Origin of the sequence: Ginsengibacter hankyongi (assembly GCF_008710285.1) — a bacterium.
Lineage (GTDB): Bacteria > Bacteroidota > Bacteroidia > Chitinophagales > Chitinophagaceae > Ginsengibacter > Ginsengibacter hankyongi.
Window position 1 is genome coordinate 1 of record NZ_VYQF01000002.1, and the last position, 17,201, is coordinate 17,201.

A 17,201-nucleotide genomic window follows, 5' to 3' on the forward strand; every position below is an offset into this window, starting at 1 on the left:
CAAATTAATCTTGCATTTTTCATTCATTCCGGGACTGCTTAATATGGTCTCAAAAATATTTGACTTCTCTTTTCCAGAATTGATTGCCACGTTACCCATACAATTCATTTTATAATTTAAAAATTTATTGACAACACAAATCTATTTTGCTAACACCATTTTCACCCCTTCAGAATTTGAACAGGTATTCTTTTGAGCTTTTATCTATGTTACTTTTATAAAAGTTCCAGGTTGCTGATTCTGCAACCGGCAAGATGTACAAACGTTACACGTTTGGGGCATCTTGCCCTTCACTCCGGAGTCGCTTCGGGGTAATTGAGGCAGAAGTTGAATGGATTATTTGCTAAGATGTGAAAATGAAAATGTGATGAAAGAACCGAAAAAAGTCCGTTCCAGGTGGCTAAACATCCGGTTAAACGAAGATGAAGAAAATAAAATTAAGAAGTTCTACTACCACTCAACTTGCAACAGCTTGGGCGAATATGCAAGAGATGTTTTACAAAAAGATCCCGTAAATATTTTTTACAGAAACCAATCTGCCGATGAATTTTTGACAGAGATGATTCAGCTTAAACATGAACTAAATGCCATCGGAAATGACTTCAACCAGGTAGTTCATAAACTACATACACTCGACCATATTGGCGACATCAAAGCATGGGCAATACACAATGAATCCGGGAAAAATTTATTCATGAAAAAGGTGGATGAAATTTTAGAAAAAGCAAATCAAATCTATGAGCTATGGTTGCAAAAATAACTGTGCCCATTACTATAAACAGAGCACTCAATTATAACGAACAAAAAGTGCAGAAAGGGACGGCAAAATGCATCCATGCAAACGGCTTTTTAAAGGAAGCAGAACAATTAAATTTTTATGACAAATTAAATCGATTTGAGCAATTGATTTCACTCAATAAAAGAGCAGCAACCAATACGGTTCATATCTCTTTAAATTTTGCCGTTAAGGAAAATATCAGCGAAGAAAAACTGACTGAAATTGCAAGCACTTACATGGAAAAAATTGGGTTCGGCAATCAACCTTATTTGGTTTACCAGCACTTTGATGCGGGGAATCCACACATGCATATTGTTACTACGAATATCCAAAACAATGGCAAAAGAATTTCTTTACACAACATCGGAAAAAATCAATCTGCAAAGGCAAGAAAGGAAATTGAAATTGCCTTTAAACTTATAAAACCCGAAGACCATAAGAAAGAAAAATCAGAAGAAATCACGCCATTGGATTTGCGTCGTTTGACTTACGGAACATCTCCAACAAAAAGAGGAATTACCAACGTACTTGATGCTGTGCTCCCGAAATATAGATACGCTTCTCTCGCAGAACTAAATGCAATTCTTAAACTATATAACCTGGTGGCTGACAGCGGAAAAGAAGGTGGAATTATTTTCAAAAAAAATGGGCTTGTTTACAGGATATTGGATGAGAAGGGAAATAAGATTGGAGTTCCCATTAAAGCGAGTTCTGTCTACAATAAGCCTACCCTCTCCTCCAACCTTATCGATTGAAATAAACTTTTTTCGGCTTCATGTTTTTTATGTTGCTTGTTATCTTTTTTAATTCATTGATAATAACTTTTTCCTTAACTTCTGCATATCCTCGCTTACTCTTCTATCGATAATTTTAGCATAATGTTGAGTGGTCCGCAAATTTTTATGGCCAAGCATTTTTGAAACTGTTTCTATAGGAACGCCATTGGTAAGAGTAACTGTTGTAGCAAATGTGTGCCTTGCGATATGAAAGCTGAGTCTCTTATTCGGATTTTTGATCCCATAATTTGGGATCGCATTTGCGCGAGGTAGTTAATTCTTTTACCAATCCCTCTACCGTAATGCGCATGTAAATTGGCATATCTCCAAGTAGATAATTCTTTGGCTTTTTTAAGTAGAAGAGCAAACTGAAATTTTTGCCAAGCATAATAATACCTTTTAAGGGTTATAAAATTAGAACCTCAGCCTTTCCTTGACAAGACATGTTCAAAGACTGAACATGTTCATTTTCAAATAATTAGTTCAAAAATCGTGAGTCATGGTTTTAATCGACCGAACTCATGAATTACTCACGATTACTTTGCGCTTAAATGAACATTTTGATCAGTCGCAAAAAACAAAAAAGCCCGCAAACATTGAGTTTGCAGGCTTTTGATTTCGTTTGCATTGTAAAAAAGTGGAGCTGCAGGGAGTCGAACCCTGGTCCAAACATATCCGCCGTAAGCCTTCTACATGTTTATTTTTGCATTATTTGTCGGGCAAAAGCAGGAGCAAAACAAACCAACTTATTCCTTAGCTGTATGGTCTTAAGCAATCCGCACAGCCTTAGATTGCAGCAACCCGTTTTATTTTTGAGTCGGCGGAAGAGCGTGGCAACAGGTCTGGCCAGCTTCAACGGCCCTAATGGTTACGAATCTATCGATTACGCAGCCATGGCATACGAAGTATTGCCATTTAAAGTTTCGTATTCATATTTAAGTGCTAATTACGCAACGCACTACATGCTTATACTTACAAAGAACTATGCTGTCAAAACCGGTCAGCCCCGTGACAATTGGCAATTTGCAATCGATAATTGAACCTGCAAATTTACAAAAATTAACACGCTTTCTTTTCATTTCAACAAGATTTCACAGTTTATGTTTTTTTAAATGAAAAATGAGCAATAAAAATGAAACTTGCATTACAATCCTTTTACAATTTTTAATATTCCAATTCGTTTCCTAAAACAAACCTATTAAATGAAAACACTATCTATCGTACTCGTTCTTATAATTTATGCCTGCAGCAGTAAAGCACAGGATACAATAAAAAAATGGAATTATTCCATTGGAATAACCTTTACGGGTGTTCCTGTTGTTCAAATCTCAGGAACAGATACAACATTTCAAAACTCTTTGTCTGTAGCCCCCGCCTTCAGCATCAGGAACCATTCAGGAATCGGTATAATATATTCGCCCGCTTTTGTTACAGGTGGCTCTGACGGTGGTATTTATATGCATAAAATTACAGCCGGTTTTGAGCAATATGACAAAAAGAAATTTGATATTGTTGCCGAATACACTCACTTTTTTTTCACGAATAACACAGCCATTCCTTACACGCCAATTAGCAATGAAATAGAACTTGGGGCCACCTATAAAAAATCGGTGATAAGGCCAAAACTTTATACTGATATTGGTTTTGGAACTGATAAAAGTATATCATCTTCAACAACAGCATATGATATTGCAATAGCTGCAGGATTTAGTCATTCATTCGACTGGGAAACAGGTGGTGTAAACTTAAATGCCACACCATCTTTAATGTTAAATGCAGGTACTAATGCCTATTTTTCCTTTTTGGGTATTTCCAAATATATATCGCACAGTAACAAATTCAATAATATAGTAAAGAATTATCATTCAAAAAACAACAGGGGAAACGGAAACAATCAAACAACAAGTACAGTGACCACACAACAACTTTCTATAAATTATCTTGAGTTAAACCTGGAAACTTCATTAGAATCAGGTTCATTTAGTTTAAGGCCTGGAGGAAGCTTATTTTTTCCTACATCTTCAGGATTGTCAGTTGACGGATATTGGGACCTGACATTAACTTATGAGTTTTAGTTTTTATTTCTATAAGACGTTCATAATTTTTGCTGCCGTATTAAAGCCGAAAAATCATTTCAAATAGTGCTCGGTCGTAAAATACATTTGCTTCCATTATTTTTACCGACATTAATGAAGCAACTGAGATGGAGCCAAATAATTATTATCAATCAAGAATAGAACTTCTGAAGACAGAGGGAAAAAAATTACAACAAAAGAAATCAGTTTTTGGGTGGCTCCGTTTTGGAAGTATCGCTGCAGTTGTTGCTGCTTTCTATGTATTATGGTCATTAGGTATTTGGTATGCAATAGTTGCTGCCATTTTATTATTGGCAGTTTTTATTCGCTTATTATATGCCGATTTAAAAAATAAGGCATCCATTGATCACATCAATAATCTTATCAATATTAATAATGATGAATTAAAATTTTTGGATGGAAATTATTATGATTTTCCTGCAGGCAATGAACATATTCCACCAGATCATCTTTATGCAAATGATCTTGATGTTTTTGGCAAAGCTTCTTTATTTCAATACATCACCCGATGCTCTTCCGAGATGGGAAGTTTTCAACTTGCTGAATATTTAAAATTTCCTGCTGTAACAAGTTTGATTGTTCAAAGGCAAGTTGCTGTAAAGGAATTAGCAAAGAAAATTGAGTGGATCCAGGATCTGGAGGCAAAAGGGAAAGAAAAACAAATCACTTTTATAACAAAACGCCGGTTAGACAACTGGATTGCAGAACCGCCGGTTTTTTCAAAATTTAAACCCTGGAAATGGTTGCGCTACGTGCTTCCTGCAATTATAATTTCCATCGTTACGCTGTATATTTTTGATGCAGTTTCCTCAGGTATATTTTATTTTTTCCTGCTTCTATATGCTGCCATTGCTTACCAAATCAATAAGTATGTAGCACCTGTTCATGAAACATTATCCAGGATTGCTGATAAGATTGATACATTGTCAGTAAGTATTGAGCACGTAGAAAATGCCACATTTGAAAGCCCTTTGCTGAAAGAATTACAATCAGTTTTATTTCATCAAAATAAAAATATTTCACAGGATATTTCCAGGTTGCACAAATTGCTTGACAGACTTGATTTAAGGTATAATCTTGTATTGTCTTTACCATTAAATATTTTATTGCTTTGGAACCTGCAACAAATGCTGGGCCTGGAAAAATGGAAATTGGAACAAAAAAAAAATATTGAAAAGTGGTTTAATACACTGGGGCATATAGAAGCCTTAAATAGCCTTGCGGTACTATGTTTTAATGAACCTTCGTGGGCTTTCCCGGAGGTTACGGATAATTATTTTTTTATAGAAGGAAAAGAAATCGGTCATCCTTTAATACCAACAGGTAAAAGAGTAAATAATAATATTGAAATTACGCATGATGGTGAACTCATGCTGGTAACCGGTTCCAACATGGCCGGCAAGAGCACTTATCTCCGCAGTGTAGGCGTAAACGTTATATTGGCAATGACCGGCGCTCCTGTATGCGCCACTTATTTAAAAGTATCGCATGTGCAGGTTATCAGCAGCATGCGCATAACAGATAACCTTGCAGAAAGCACTTCCACTTTTTATGCTGAATTAAAAAAATTAAAAACCATTATTGAAAAGGTTAATGCGGGAGAGACGGTGTTTATTTTATTAGATGAAATATTAAGAGGCACTAATTCTCTTGACCGGCACACAGGTTCTGTAGCACTCGTAAAACAATTAATAAAGCATCATGCCGCAGCCATCATTGCAACACACGATCTTGAACTGGCAAAAATAAAAGACGAATTTCCGGATAGCATTATCAATTACCATTTTGACGTGCAGGTTAGCAATGATGAATTGTATTTCGATTATAAACTAAAGCCCGGTGTTTGCAATAGTTTGAACGCCTCTATATTGATGAAGAAAATTGGAATAGAGTTATAATTGAAAATTGAAAATGCAAACAGCAAAGCATTTTAATTAATTTTTACTAATATAACCTTTGCTTGTTTTGACAATGCTTGCCAACAACCGTATTAATTCGAGACCATCTTCACGAATTGATTGAAAACTTTTTTCATCTAAATATTTACTGTCTTTTAAAAGCATTAACGACTATTCGGTTTCATTTGCTTCATTCAGGGCAATATTCATTTTGTTAACAAAATCGGGTTTTGACTGAGCATGTTCAGCTTCTTTTATTAAGGCGCCTATTGCGGTTCCACAACGCAATGTCTGTTTAGATAAAACATAATCTTTTTGCTAAGTAATTAAATATTTATAAAGTTTAATTATGCGTAACGTAAAAGCATAAGATTTCGCCACTACAATGTTTTCTTTTTTATCATCCATTAAAACTATTTTTCAAAAACAATTTTCAATTATCAATTATCAATTGTCAATTAAATCAATGCCCTTTTCCCCAACCGAACCAATCATTACCATTTGCAAAAAGCATTAAGGCAAATAAAATTACCATCCCGGCAATTTGTGCGTATTCCAAAAACTTATCACTTGGTTTCCTGCCCGATATCATTTCAATTAAAGTAAATAATACATGCCCACCATCTAATGCCGGAATTGGCAGGAGGTTCATGAATGCAAGAATGATCGAAAAGAATGCGGTTATATTCCAAAACGCTTCCCAGTCCCATCCCGTATTCGGAAAAATGGATGCCATAGTTTTAAAGCCACCTAAACCTTTGTAAGCACCAGTTTGTGGATTTAAGATCATTTTAAATTGCTGAACATAAAAGTTGAGCTTCTCTCCGGTTTTTACAACGCCCGCAGGAAAAGAAGCAAGAAAACCATATTTTTTTGTTTCCTGTTTTAGAATTCCAAGACTATCCGCCTGTTCTTCATTCATTACATAAAAGCCAATTTTCCCTGCCGTATCCACTAAAGTCCGCAGTTGAAAAGGCCGTTGATTTCTTACAACCGAAAGAGTAATACTGTCGCCTTTTTTTGTATTAAGTACAGGCGCTACTTCATCAAAAAATTGAACAGGTATTGAATCTATTGCCACAATTCTATCATAAACATGTAAGCCTGCTTTTTGTGCATTGAGAGAATTTGAAGAATCGAACGCTCCTACAATAACCGGAATCCTTGGCATCAATAATGTTGAACGCTTTCCCTTTTTTTCAACCAACTGTTCAATCATATTTGGAGGCAAAGTAATAGTTTGCTCCTTACCATCTCTTGAAAAAGTTATCTGCGTTCCCAAAATAATCTTTGCAGGAAGCTCATTGAAATATTGTATAGAATCGCCATTAACTGCGATAATTTTATCTCCATTTTTTAATCCTATATCATGCATTAAACTATCTGTAATCCATATCCCGTCTTTTACATTGGCCATTGGCAGTTTCGTATCACCCCATTTATAAAGAATCATTGCATAAAGAAAAAATGCAAACAAAACATTCATAGTTACGCCGCCTAACATGATGATGAGCCGCTGCCATGCCGGCTTACTGCGAAATTCCCATGGTTGCGGCGGTTGCTTCATTTGTTCTTTATCCATACTCTCATCAACCATTCCCGAGATTTTCACATAGCCACCTAATGGAAGCCAACCGATTCCATAAACAGTATCACCAATTTTTTTCTTTACCAATGAAAACCATGGATCAAAAAAAAGATAGAATTTTTCAACGCGGCATTTAAACCATTTAGCAGTTATAAAGTGCCCGAATTCGTGAAGTATAACAAGAATTGATAAAGAAAAAATAAGATACCCGGCCTGCAAGCCAACCTGCGACCAGTTAATTGCTAATAGTGTCATAGAATGTACGATGTACGGTGTTTGATGTACGATTGATTGATAAACAATTTTTTTAAGTTCTTCAAAATAATGAATGATGTTTTTTCCCTTCTGGGGTCGGGGCTTTTATAAATGTATTAATGAGGCGGCAAAATTACGAGCCTCGCCGTCGCTTTCAAAATAATCTGTAAGATTTGGCTTTTCTATATAATTTATTTTTTCCATTGTTTTTTCGATAACAGCAGTAATATCGAGAAATCCGATACGGTTATTTAAAAAAGCCCATACAGCTATTTCATTTGCAGCGTTTAAAACGCTGGGAAGATTACCTCCTTTTTCCAGGGCAATTTTTGCAAGAATGAGATTTCTGAAAGTCTTTACGTCAGGCTCTTCAAAGGTTAAGTTGCTTATTTTTTTAAAATCAGTTCGTGGATTTTTATTTGGAAGGCGATGTGGAAAAGCAAGCGCATATTGGATTGGAAGTTTCATGTCCGGCAAACCCATCTGGGCCTTTATACTTCCATCTTCAAACTCAACCATGCTGTGTATGATGCTTTGCGGATGAATAATCACCTGTATCTGGTCGGGTAAAAGATTGAAAAGCCATTTTGCTTCAATCATTTCAAGTCCTTTATTCATCAATGTTGCAGAGTCAATCGTAATCTTTGCGCCCATGTTCCAGTTGGGATGTTGCAAGGCATGATGCTTTTTTACATTCACCAGAAAGTTTGGCTTTTTACCAAGGAAAGGTCCGCCACTTGCCGTTAAAACAATCCTGTCAATTTTGTTTCTTGTTTCGCCAACAAGGCATTGAAATATTGCAGAATGCTCACTATCTACAGGGATAATAGGAACCCTTTTTTCCAATGCTTTTTGCATTACGATATCGCCGGCTACCACCAGGGTTTCTTTATTGGCCAGCGCTATTGCTTTACCCTTTTCAATTGCCTTTAACGTAGGTGTTAAACCAGCAAAACCTACAATACCTGCAAGCATCATGTCATAGGTATCAAAATCAGCCACTTCTTCAAGCGCAGCGGAACCGGTAAATACTTTAATGTCTTTTGAAACAAGCGCTGATTTTACGGCTTCATATTTCTTTTCATCACCAATAACAACCGCATTGGGCTTGTGTTTAATGGCCTGCTCTATCAGAAGCTTATCGTTTGTTTGTGCAGTTAATATTTCGACTTCAAATAAATCAGGATTTGCTTCAATTACTTCAAGAGCCTGCGTACCAATTGAACCGGTAGATCCAAAAACTGCAATCCTTTTTTTATTTATTTCAGCCATAATTATTCAATTAAATCATCTGCAAATTTCTATTAAAAGCTTAATGCAGATTGTAAAGTCAAGACCGGCAATTTACTCCAATAATTTTTGTAAAGCTTCATTCACCTTATTAAAATTGAAGCGGGATAGGACTTTATTCATCATTTTTTCTATGGCATCGTTTTGAAGATTACCAATAGAACCTTCATGCGTATGATTTAGCTGCAGATTATATTGGAAGTTATTATTTTCAATATCCATACCAATTTTTTTATAGGCATCACGTAAAGGTGTTCCCTGCAAAACCAATTTATTCATCTCCTCAACACTAAACAAATATTTATATTTTTTATCCAACAAAATATCTTTTCTTATTTCAATATTTTTTATCATCAATGTTGCCATTGAAATGCAGTTGCGCAAATTTTCAAAAGCGGGTATTAGATGTTCTTTCAATAATTGAAGATCGCGGTGATAACCTGAAGGAAGATTGGCAGCCATCAACATGATCTCGTTAGGCAAAGCTTGTATGCGGTTGCAATGTGCACGTATCAATTCAAATACATCAGGATTTTTTTTATGCGGCATAATGCTGCTGCCGGTTGTAAGTTCCGCAGGGAAAGAAATAAAATCAAAATTTTGATTGAGATACAAACATGCATCCATACTTAGCCTTGACAGTGTTGCCCCGATATTGGCTAATGCCTGCGCAACAATTCTTTCTGTTTTACCACGGCTCATCTGAGCATAAACAACATTGTAATTCAGGTCTTCAAAACCCAATAATTGTGTAGTAAGTTTTCTATTGATGGGAAAAGAAGAACCAAAGCCAGCCGCAGAACCCAGCGGATTTTTATTGACTACCTCATAAGCCGCCTGTAATGTTATCATATCATCAGCAAGGCTTTCGGCATAAGCGCCAAACCAAAGGCCAAATGACGAAGGCATGGCTAATTGCAAATGCGTATAGCCGGGCAATAAATAAGTTTTATACTTTTCACTTTGCTGAAGCAGTAGGGTAAAAAACTCCTTTACATCATGCACCAGCATTTCAATTTCATGGCGCATGTATAATTTTAAATCCACCAGAACCTGGTCGTTACGGGAACGTGCGCTGTGAATCTTTTTACCGGTATCTCCGAATTTTTTTGTGAGCATCATTTCAACCTGCGAATGAATATCTTCAACATCTTCATCGAGTTTAAATTTGCCGGATTGTATGTCTTTATAAATTTCTTTAAGGCCTTTTTGTAAAACAACTAATTCTTCAGTTGTAAGCAAATTAATTGTTTGCAACATTTGAATATGTGCTAATGAACCCAATACATCAAAAGGAGCAAGATAGAGATCAAGTTCCCTGTCTTTACCAACAGTAAAATTTTCTACTTCTTTTAACGATGCAATATTTTTTTGCCAGAGTTTCATTTAAATTTTTTATTATAAGAATTTAGAAACACGAACCAGTCAGACGGAAAACAGGTTACACGAATTCTTTACTAATGATTTTTGAAAAATTTTGCAATAACAATATATATTTCTCTATACCATCTTTTATTTCATCCAAAAAAATATATTCATCAGCACTATGGCTTCTTGCAGAATCACCGGGGCCTATTTTAAGTGTTGGGAAATTCATTAAAGCTCCGTCGGAGCAAGTTGGTGAGCCATAGGATTCAAGTCCCATCTTACTTCCGGCAATTACCAAAGGATGGGTCTCTTCAATAAAAGATGGTTTTAATCGTGTACTTCTTGGCATGATTTCACTTATTGTATTCTTTTTTACTTCCTCAATAATATCATCGAATGAATAAAATTCATTCACCCTTATATCAACCACAAAACTGCATTCGGAAGGTACAATATTATGCGCTTTATTTTTTGTAATAATGGAAGTTACTGCCATGTGAACCGGGCCAAGAAATGCAGATGTTTTCTCAAATTGAAAAGTACTGAACCAATGAATGTCATTCATGGCTTTATAAATAGCGTTTACCCCTTCGTTGCGTGCTGCATGGCCGGCAACACCATGCGCTATGCAATCAAGTACCAGTAATCCTTTTTCGGCTATTGCCATTTTCATTAAGGTGGGTTCGCCCACAATTCCACAATCAATTTTAGGAAGTTGAGGAAGAAGGATTTCAATTCCCTCATGACCGGATATTTCTTCTTCAGCAGTTGCTGCAAGAATTAAATTAAAAGGCAAATCTTCAATAGAATAAAAATATACGAATGCCGCAATTAATGCAACTAACGGCCCACCCGCATCATTGCTTCCTAATCCAAATAACTTTCCATCTTTTTCTATTGCCTCAAAAGGATTGTTGGTGTAACCCGCATTGGGCTTCACGGTATCATGATGAGAATTTAATAAAACGGTGAATTTTTTTTCATCAAAATATTTGCTGACGGCCAATACATTGTTAAGGTATCTTTTAGTTTGAATATTTTTTTCTTTCAAAAAATTTTCAATTACATCTGCAGTTTTGTCTTCTTCTTTGCTGAACGATGGAATTGCAATTAATTGTTTTAATAATTGCAGCGCATCTGCAAATAATTTATTTGAAGTATCATTAAAATTTATTGCTTCTTTCATGAAATTATTTTTGTTCCACTTTCGCCTTTTGCCAGTTGTAATAAATTATCTGAATTACCAATAACAACTTTGTGCACACCATTATTTACAGCGTCAAAAGCATTATCAATTTTTGGCAAAATCCCGGCAAATAATATTTTATCATTTTTTAGCTGATTATAGTTTTGTACATTTAATTCAGAGATAACCGAGGCTTCATCATCTACATTCGTTAATACACCATTTTTTTCGAAACAATATATGAGTTGAACATTATATAATTTTGATAAGGCAATTGATAATACCGCGGCCATTGTGTCGGCATTTGTATTTAATATGTGGCCTTCGTTATCATGTGTGAGTGGCGCTACAACGGGAACTAAATTATTATCAATAAATAATTGCCAGGCCGAAGCGTTTATTGCCGTTGCATTTACGTCACCAACCCAACCGTAGTCAATCGTTTTTACCGGGCGTTTTTTTGCAGGCAACACGTTTGCATCTGCACCCGAAAGCCCTATAGCATTGCATTGTAACGAATGCAATTCTGCAACTATTTTTTTATTTACCAATCCACCATACACCATCGTAACCAAATCAATAGTTTCATCATCTGTTATTCTTCTGCCATCAATATATTTAGATTGAATACCGAGTTTATCCCCGACGGCTGTAGCAATTTTACCTCCTCCATGCACTAATATTTTTTTTTCTTTTATTGAAGAAAAATCTTTCAGAAATGAATGAAGGGTCTTCTCATCATCAATTACGTTACCTCCAATTTTTATAATGAAGAGAGGCTCTCTATTATTAACTTGTTCTGATGAATTTGTTATCATGGCAAATCTTTTAAAATTTGCGCCAGTACGGATTGTGCGGCCCACACCCTGTTAGATGCCTGCTCCGTAACAATACTATTGGGGCTGTCCAATACTTCATCGCTCAATTCCACATTTCTGCGAACCGGAAGGCAATGCATAATTTTCGCATTATTTGAAGGCGATAATTTTTCTTTTGTCAACATCCAGTTAACGTCGTTATCTTCAATCTTCCCATAGTCCCTATAACTACTCCAGTTTTTTACATAAACAAAATCAGCATCTTTCAGCGCCTGTGCCTGGCTGTTAGTAACGTGAGCGCCTTTTGTAAAATTCTTATCAAGTTCATAACCTGCGGGGTGTGTTATAGTGAAATCACACTTATCCCATGCATTTATCCATTCGCAAAAACTGTTAGCAACACATTGTGGCAAAGGCTTTACATGTGGCGCCCAGGTTAATACAACCTTTGGCTTCATTTTAGTTTGTAAAGGAAGATAATCATTGATTGTTATAACATCCGTTAGGCTTTGCAATGGATGAACCGTTGCGCTTTCAAGGCTTACAACAGGAATACCCGAGTATTTTACAAACTGGTTCAATACATATTCATTATAATCTTCTTCTTTATTTTTCAGGGAAGGAAAAGTGCGCACACCTAATATATCGAAATAACGGCCTAGGATAGGCGCAGCATCTTTTATATGCTCAACAGAAGTTCCATTCATAATAGCGCCTTCTTCAAATTCCAGCGACCATCCATCCTGCGAAGCATTAAAAACCACTGGCTCCATACCAAGGTTTTGGGCAGCAATCTGCGTACTTAATCTTGTTCGCAGACTGGGGTTTAAAAAAATTAACCCTATCCGTTTACCCCTTCCTAAGGATTGTTGTGAGAATGGATTTATTCTGAAATTATTTGCAGAGCTTATCAGTTCATTAATATTTCCTGCATCTTTTACTGAAAGAAAGTTTGTCAATTTGTTTCTTAAATTAAGCGATAAAGATATAAATATTATGAACGGGTTTACGGTTGCACTTCAGATTGCGGTAGGGTTGCCAACCTTTAATAGGTTTGCTCAATCTAAATTACTTTTTCTAAGGCTGGCAAGCCTTTAACCAGTATTGAAATTTCCTCGCGCAAAGCAGACAGGAACTTATCTGCATCAGCTTTAGTTAAAGCAAGAGATGGCAACAACCTGATCACGTTTGGCTTTGCCTCCCCGGTAAAAATATGATGCTTGATCAGCAGATTTTTTTTCAGGTCTTTTAATTCAGGAGTAACATCAAAGCCTATCATCAATCCTTTTCCACGAAGATTTTTTAATTCACTTATTCTTTCAATTTCGCTAAATAAATAATCACCCACTTCTTTTGCATTACTCATTAAATTTTCTTTTTCAATTACTTCCAAAACCGCCAGGGCAGCAGCACACGCCAAATGGTTACCTCCAAATGTGGTGCCCAGCATAAAATATTTTGAATGTATATGAGGCGCAATAGAAATGCCCGCAACAGGAAAACCATTCCCCATTCCCTTTGCCATTGTATAAATATCTGCGTCTACGCCCGCATAGTCGTGGGAATAAAATTTGCCGGTTCTTCCATAACCACATTGAACAGAATCAGCGATAAAGACTGCGTTATATTCATTACACAGCTTCCGTATAAGTTGCAAAAAAGATTCGGATGCAACATTGATTCCACCAACACCCTGGATCCCTTCTATAATCACGGCACAAACTGTATCTCCATTTTTTTCAAAATAATTTTGCAAAGCTCCTTTATCATTAAAAGGAAGAAAAATTGCATTTTCTGTTTCATTTACAGGAGCAACAATGGAAGGATTATCGGTTACCGCCACAGCAAGTGAGGTACGCCCGTGGAAGGCTTTTGAAAAAGAAATTATTTTCTTTCTGCCATTATAAAATGATGCAAGCTTCAATGCATTTTCATTGGCTTCTGCACCGGAATTACAAAGAAATAACTGGTAATCTTTTTTACCGGAAACTTCACCAAGTTTATCAGCAAGCTTTTGTTGTATGGGAATTTTTATTGAGTTTGAATAGAAAGCAATTTGTTCTAATTGCTCTTCAATTCTTTTAACCCAATACGGATGCGTATGTCCTATGCTAATTACCGCATGGCCACCATACATATCAACGTATTCATTTCCCTTGTCGTCCCATACATAAGAGCCTTTCGCCTTTACGATATTAATATCATTAATGGGATAAACATCAAAAAGTTTCATACTGAATAATTTTAAAAATAATTTGCTTTTAATTTTAATCCCATTGTTTCTTCAATATTAAACATGAGGTTCATATTTTGTAAAGCCTGGCCGCTTGCGCCTTTCAAAAGATTATCCAGCGTGGAATGAACTACCAGGTTATCCTCCTCCTTTTCAAGATGAATAAAACAATAATTAGTATTAACGACTTGCTTCAAAAATATGGGTTCCATACTAACTTTTACAAAGGGATGATCTTTATAAAATTCATTATACAACTTATAAATATCATCAAAGCCCCTTGAGGACTTCAATTGTGATGTGATAAAAATGCCTCTAGCAAAATCTCCACGCCAGGGAATAAAATGAATAGAAGCAGCCTGCGAGCCGGATAAAAAATCCAATGATTCATTTATTTCAGCAAGGTGTTGATGTGTGAGAGATTTATACGCCTGTATATTATTTTGTCTCCACGAAAAATGTGATGTTGCAGAAAGCGTTTGTCCGGCCCCGGTAGAACCTGTAATACCGGTCGTATATACATCCTTAACTTCGTCTACTTTGGCCAAAGGCAATAACCCAAGTTCAATTGCACTTGCAAAGCAACCCGGATTTGCTATATATTCAGCCGATTTTATCTTCTCCCGGTTAATTTCAGGAAGTCCATAAATAAATGTCTTCCCTTTAATAACAGAGTTAGCTTTTAATCTGAAATCCTGCGAGAGAGAAATAATTTTTACATGGACCGGAACTTCATTTTCTTCCAGAAATTTTTTTGAATCACCGTGGCCGGTGCATAAGAAAAGGACATCGATATCATCGTTCGTTGCAGATGAAAATTTTATGTCGGCTTCATTAATTAAATCCTGGTGAACAGCATGCAAAGGCTTTCCTGCATTGCTCTTGCTATGAACAAAAATTAAATCAGCCAACGGATGATTAACTAATAATCTTATTAACTCACCACCAGTATATCCAGCTCCGCCAATTATACCAACCTTAATTTTTTTGTCCATCAGCACTGTTTTTTACGGAATGATAAATTGCTGTTTGATTACCAAAAATTTTACTAAACCCTCTCACATCATTGCCACTCCAGCCGGTATTCATTTCGCCATATTTTCCAAATTTTGCACTCATCAAATCATAGGGCGATTCAATACCAGTGACCTGGTAACGATAAGGCATTAACTCTACAAATACATCCCCCGTAACCTGCTGCTGCGAAGAAATTAAAAAGGCTTCAACATCTCTCATAACGGGATCGAGTACCTGCCCCTCATGCAGCCAGTTGCCATAAAATTCTGATAACTGATTTTTTAAATTTAACTGCCATTTGGTTAGAACATGTTTTTCCAAAGCATGATGCGCCTTAATAATAACAATGGGTGCTGCAGCCTCAAAACCTACACGGCCTTTGATACCAATGATCGTATCGCCTACGTGTATGTCGCGGCCGATTGCGTAGGGACCGGCCAGTGTTTGCAAATACTGAATGGCTTCTACCGGGTGTGCAAATTTCTTTTTATTGATTCCCAATAGTTCTCCTTTTTCAAAATGCAATTTCACCTGCTGAGGCTTATTATTGGTAAGTTGTGTTGGCCATGCCTTTTCGGGTATCATACCGTTAGATGATAAAGTTTCTTTTCCTCCAACGCTGGTTCCCCAAAGGCCTTTATTGATAGAGTAAGCAGATTTTTCAAAATTCATTTTCACCCCTTTTGATTTGAGGTAGTCAATTTCCTGCTGCCTTGATAATTGCATATCACGAATTGGCGTAATAATTTCAATACCCGGTATCATAATATGAAATATCATATCAAACCGCACCTGGTCGTTACCTGCGCCGGTGCTTCCATGCGCAACTGCATCTGCTTTTAATTTTTTAACATGCTCCGCAATGTGCAACGCCTGCGAAAGCCTTTCTGCGCTTACGCTTAGGGGATAGGTATTATTTTTTAAAACATTTCCGTAAATGAGGAATTTAATAATAGTATCGTAATAGCTTTTTATTGCATCAACTGTTGTGTGAGTTTTTACACCCAAAGCTTTTGCATGCTTTTCTATATCTTTTAATTCCTGTTTTGAAAAGCCTCCTGTGTTCACAATGATACTGTGTACTTCATAATTTAATTCATCAGTAAAATATTTTACACAATAGGAAGTATCAAGACCACCACTAAATCCAATTACTACTTTTTTACTCATTACTATAATTTAGAGATTGAAGAAAAAACTTAACAATGATTTGTTTTTATCGTTTCTTTTACCTTTTAAAAATTTAATAAGCCTGCTTTGTTTAATGCTCATAAATCTTTCGTACTGTTTTGAATGCTTCTTAAAATCCGCAGCAGTTTCTTCTGGTTCAAAATGATCTGCAGGATCATATAACATAGCGGTGCACATACAATTTTTCCTTTCCTTACTCATAAGTATGTCATAATTGACGCAGCTTTTACATCCTGCCCAAAAATTTTCATCATCAGTAAGCTCCGAATAAGTAACCGGCTCGTAACCAAGGTCACTGTTAATTTTCATTACGGCCAGTCCTGTCGTCAGGCCAAATATTTTTGCCTTTGGATATTTTTCGCGGGAAAGATCGAAGATTCTTTTCTTTATCTGTTTTGCGATACCGGTTTTCCTAAATTCAGGCGCCACAATAAGCCCGCTGTTTGCCACAAATCCTTCTTTGCCCCATGCTTCGATATAGCAAAAACCTACCCAAACATCGTCTTTGGTAACGGCAATAACGGCCTTGCCTTCCTGCATTTTTTGTTGAATGTATTCTGTTGAACGTTTTGCAATGCCGGTTCCTCTTGCCTGTGCAGATGCAGCCATCTCATCGGTGATGGTTTGAGCAAATTTGAAATCAGCGGAGGTTGCAATACGAACAATTATATTTGATTGTTCCACTTTGCGTTTTGTTTAAATGAATT

At 36.3% G+C, this 17,201-nt stretch carries 16 protein-coding genes, 1 other RNA gene and 1 pseudogene; 4 read left to right on the forward strand and 14 right to left on the reverse strand.

Translation table 11 applies throughout. The features are described 5' to 3' along the window. Positions 1 to 367 precede the first annotated feature (367 nt). Positions 368 to 760, forward strand: coding sequence for a plasmid mobilization protein (locus FW778_RS09485; protein WP_150414437.1), 393 nt, complete (start codon positions 368 to 370; stop codon positions 758 to 760). Then, positions 745 to 1,533 (forward strand): relaxase/mobilization nuclease domain-containing protein, encoded by a 789-nt coding sequence (locus FW778_RS09490; RefSeq protein ID WP_150414438.1) that lies wholly within the window; start codon positions 745 to 747, stop codon positions 1,531 to 1,533. The genes FW778_RS09485 and FW778_RS09490 overlap by 16 nt, the downstream gene beginning before the upstream one ends. 48 nt (positions 1,534 to 1,581) lie before the next feature. On the opposite strand, the gene FW778_RS09495 is transcribed toward FW778_RS09490, so the two are convergent. The 3 genes from FW778_RS09495 to ssrA all read right to left on the reverse strand — a co-directional run bounded on the left by FW778_RS09495 (position 1,582) and on the right by ssrA (position 2,562). Next, a complete protein-coding gene (locus FW778_RS09495) occupies positions 1,582 to 1,809 on the reverse strand; it encodes a tyrosine-type recombinase/integrase (protein WP_150414999.1) in 228 nt (75 codons plus the stop codon). Then, positions 1,778 to 1,942: an Arm DNA-binding domain-containing protein gene (locus tag FW778_RS23710; protein ID WP_202552168.1), complete on the reverse strand. Its 165-nt coding sequence runs from the start codon at positions 1,940 to 1,942 to the stop codon at positions 1,778 to 1,780. Before FW778_RS23710 ends, FW778_RS09495 begins: the two co-directional genes overlap by 32 nt. Positions 1,943 to 2,189: 247 nt before the next feature. After that, positions 2,190 to 2,562, reverse strand: a transfer-messenger RNA (tmRNA) gene (gene ssrA, locus FW778_RS09500). A 194-nt stretch (positions 2,563 to 2,756) separates the two neighbouring features. Here ssrA and FW778_RS09505 point away from each other — a divergent pair. Then, positions 2,757 to 3,629: a hypothetical protein gene (locus tag FW778_RS09505; protein ID WP_150414439.1), complete on the forward strand. Its 873-nt coding sequence runs from the start codon at positions 2,757 to 2,759 to the stop codon at positions 3,627 to 3,629. Positions 3,630 to 3,757: 128 nt separating this feature from the next. After that, positions 3,758 to 5,548, forward strand: a complete 1,791-nt coding sequence (locus FW778_RS09510) for a MutS family DNA mismatch repair protein (RefSeq protein ID WP_150414440.1) — start codon at positions 3,758 to 3,760, stop codon at positions 5,546 to 5,548. Positions 5,549 to 5,719: 171 nt separating this feature from the next. Here the strand turns inward: FW778_RS09510 and FW778_RS23440 are convergent. The 11 genes and pseudogenes from FW778_RS23440 to FW778_RS09565 all read right to left on the reverse strand — a co-directional run. Further along, positions 5,720 to 5,851: pseudogene (locus FW778_RS23440) on the reverse strand (four helix bundle protein); the annotation flags it as partial. A 160-nt stretch (positions 5,852 to 6,011) separates the two neighbouring features. Next, positions 6,012 to 7,391, reverse strand: a complete 1,380-nt coding sequence (gene rseP / locus FW778_RS09520; RefSeq protein ID WP_150414441.1) for an RIP metalloprotease RseP — start codon at positions 7,389 to 7,391, stop codon at positions 6,012 to 6,014. A gap of 105 nt (positions 7,392 to 7,496) precedes the next feature. After that, a complete protein-coding gene (locus FW778_RS09525) occupies positions 7,497 to 8,663 on the reverse strand; it encodes a 1-deoxy-D-xylulose-5-phosphate reductoisomerase (RefSeq protein ID WP_150414442.1) in 1,167 nt (388 codons plus the stop codon). 72 nt (positions 8,664 to 8,735) lie between these two features. Beyond that, complete coding sequence (argH, locus tag FW778_RS09530) at positions 8,736 to 10,067, reverse strand: argininosuccinate lyase (protein WP_150414443.1); 1,332 nt, start codon at positions 10,065 to 10,067, stop codon at positions 8,736 to 8,738. A gap of 55 nt (positions 10,068 to 10,122) precedes the next feature. After that, entirely contained in the window at positions 10,123 to 11,235 is a 1,113-nt protein-coding gene (locus tag FW778_RS09535) for a M20 family metallo-hydrolase (RefSeq protein ID WP_150414444.1), read from the reverse strand. After that, on the reverse strand, positions 11,232 to 12,053 hold the full coding sequence (gene argB, locus FW778_RS09540) for an acetylglutamate kinase (protein ID WP_150414445.1): 822 nt from the start codon (positions 12,051 to 12,053) through the stop codon (positions 11,232 to 11,234). The genes FW778_RS09535 and argB overlap by 4 nt, the downstream gene beginning before the upstream one ends. Then, positions 12,050 to 13,012, reverse strand: coding sequence for a Rossmann-fold NAD(P)-binding domain-containing protein (locus tag FW778_RS09545; protein WP_150414446.1), 963 nt, complete (start codon positions 13,010 to 13,012; stop codon positions 12,050 to 12,052). The genes argB and FW778_RS09545 overlap by 4 nt, the downstream gene beginning before the upstream one ends. Positions 13,013 to 13,116: 104 nt before the next feature. Beyond that, the gene (locus FW778_RS09550) at positions 13,117 to 14,286 is read right to left on the reverse strand and encodes an aspartate aminotransferase family protein (RefSeq protein ID WP_150414447.1); all 1,170 of its coding nucleotides are present in this window, start codon (positions 14,284 to 14,286) and stop codon (positions 13,117 to 13,119) included. Positions 14,287 to 14,297: 11 nt separating this feature from the next. After that, positions 14,298 to 15,281 (reverse strand): N-acetyl-gamma-glutamyl-phosphate reductase, encoded by a 984-nt coding sequence (gene argC, locus FW778_RS09555; protein ID WP_150414448.1) that lies wholly within the window; start codon positions 15,279 to 15,281, stop codon positions 14,298 to 14,300. After that, a complete protein-coding gene (gene argG, locus FW778_RS09560) occupies positions 15,265 to 16,473 on the reverse strand; it encodes an argininosuccinate synthase (RefSeq protein ID WP_150414449.1) in 1,209 nt (402 codons plus the stop codon). Before argG ends, argC begins: the two co-directional genes overlap by 17 nt. 9 nt (positions 16,474 to 16,482) lie before the next feature. Beyond that, positions 16,483 to 17,178 (reverse strand): GNAT family N-acetyltransferase, encoded by a 696-nt coding sequence (locus FW778_RS09565; RefSeq protein ID WP_150414450.1) that lies wholly within the window; start codon positions 17,176 to 17,178, stop codon positions 16,483 to 16,485. Between the last annotated feature and the right edge of the window lie 23 nt (positions 17,179 to 17,201).

Coding starts and splice junctions, on each gene's coding strand:
- FW778_RS09485 (WP_150414437.1), top strand. CDS start 368: ATGAAAGAACCGAAAAAAGTCCGTTCCAGGTGGCTAAACATCCGGTTA.
- FW778_RS09490 (WP_150414438.1), top strand. CDS start 745: ATGGTTGCAAAAATAACTGTGCCCATTACTATAAACAGAGCACTCAAT.
- FW778_RS23710 (WP_202552168.1), bottom strand. CDS start 1,942: ATGCTTGGCAAAAATTTCAGTTTGCTCTTCTACTTAAAAAAGCCAAAG.
- FW778_RS09505 (WP_150414439.1), top strand. CDS start 2,757: ATGAAAACACTATCTATCGTACTCGTTCTTATAATTTATGCCTGCAGC.
- FW778_RS09510 (WP_150414440.1), top strand. CDS start 3,758: ATGGAGCCAAATAATTATTATCAATCAAGAATAGAACTTCTGAAGACA.
- rseP (WP_150414441.1), bottom strand. CDS start 7,391: ATGACACTATTAGCAATTAACTGGTCGCAGGTTGGCTTGCAGGCCGGG.
- FW778_RS09525 (WP_150414442.1), bottom strand. CDS start 8,663: ATGGCTGAAATAAATAAAAAAAGGATTGCAGTTTTTGGATCTACCGGT.
- argH (WP_150414443.1), bottom strand. CDS start 10,067: ATGAAACTCTGGCAAAAAAATATTGCATCGTTAAAAGAAGTAGAAAAT.
- FW778_RS09535 (WP_150414444.1), bottom strand. CDS start 11,235: ATGAAAGAAGCAATAAATTTTAATGATACTTCAAATAAATTATTTGCA.
- argB (WP_150414445.1), bottom strand. CDS start 12,053: ATGATAACAAATTCATCAGAACAAGTTAATAATAGAGAGCCTCTCTTC.
- FW778_RS09550 (WP_150414447.1), bottom strand. CDS start 14,286: ATGAAACTTTTTGATGTTTATCCCATTAATGATATTAATATCGTAAAG.
- argC (WP_150414448.1), bottom strand. CDS start 15,281: ATGGACAAAAAAATTAAGGTTGGTATAATTGGCGGAGCTGGATATACT.
- argG (WP_150414449.1), bottom strand. CDS start 16,473: ATGAGTAAAAAAGTAGTAATTGGATTTAGTGGTGGTCTTGATACTTCC.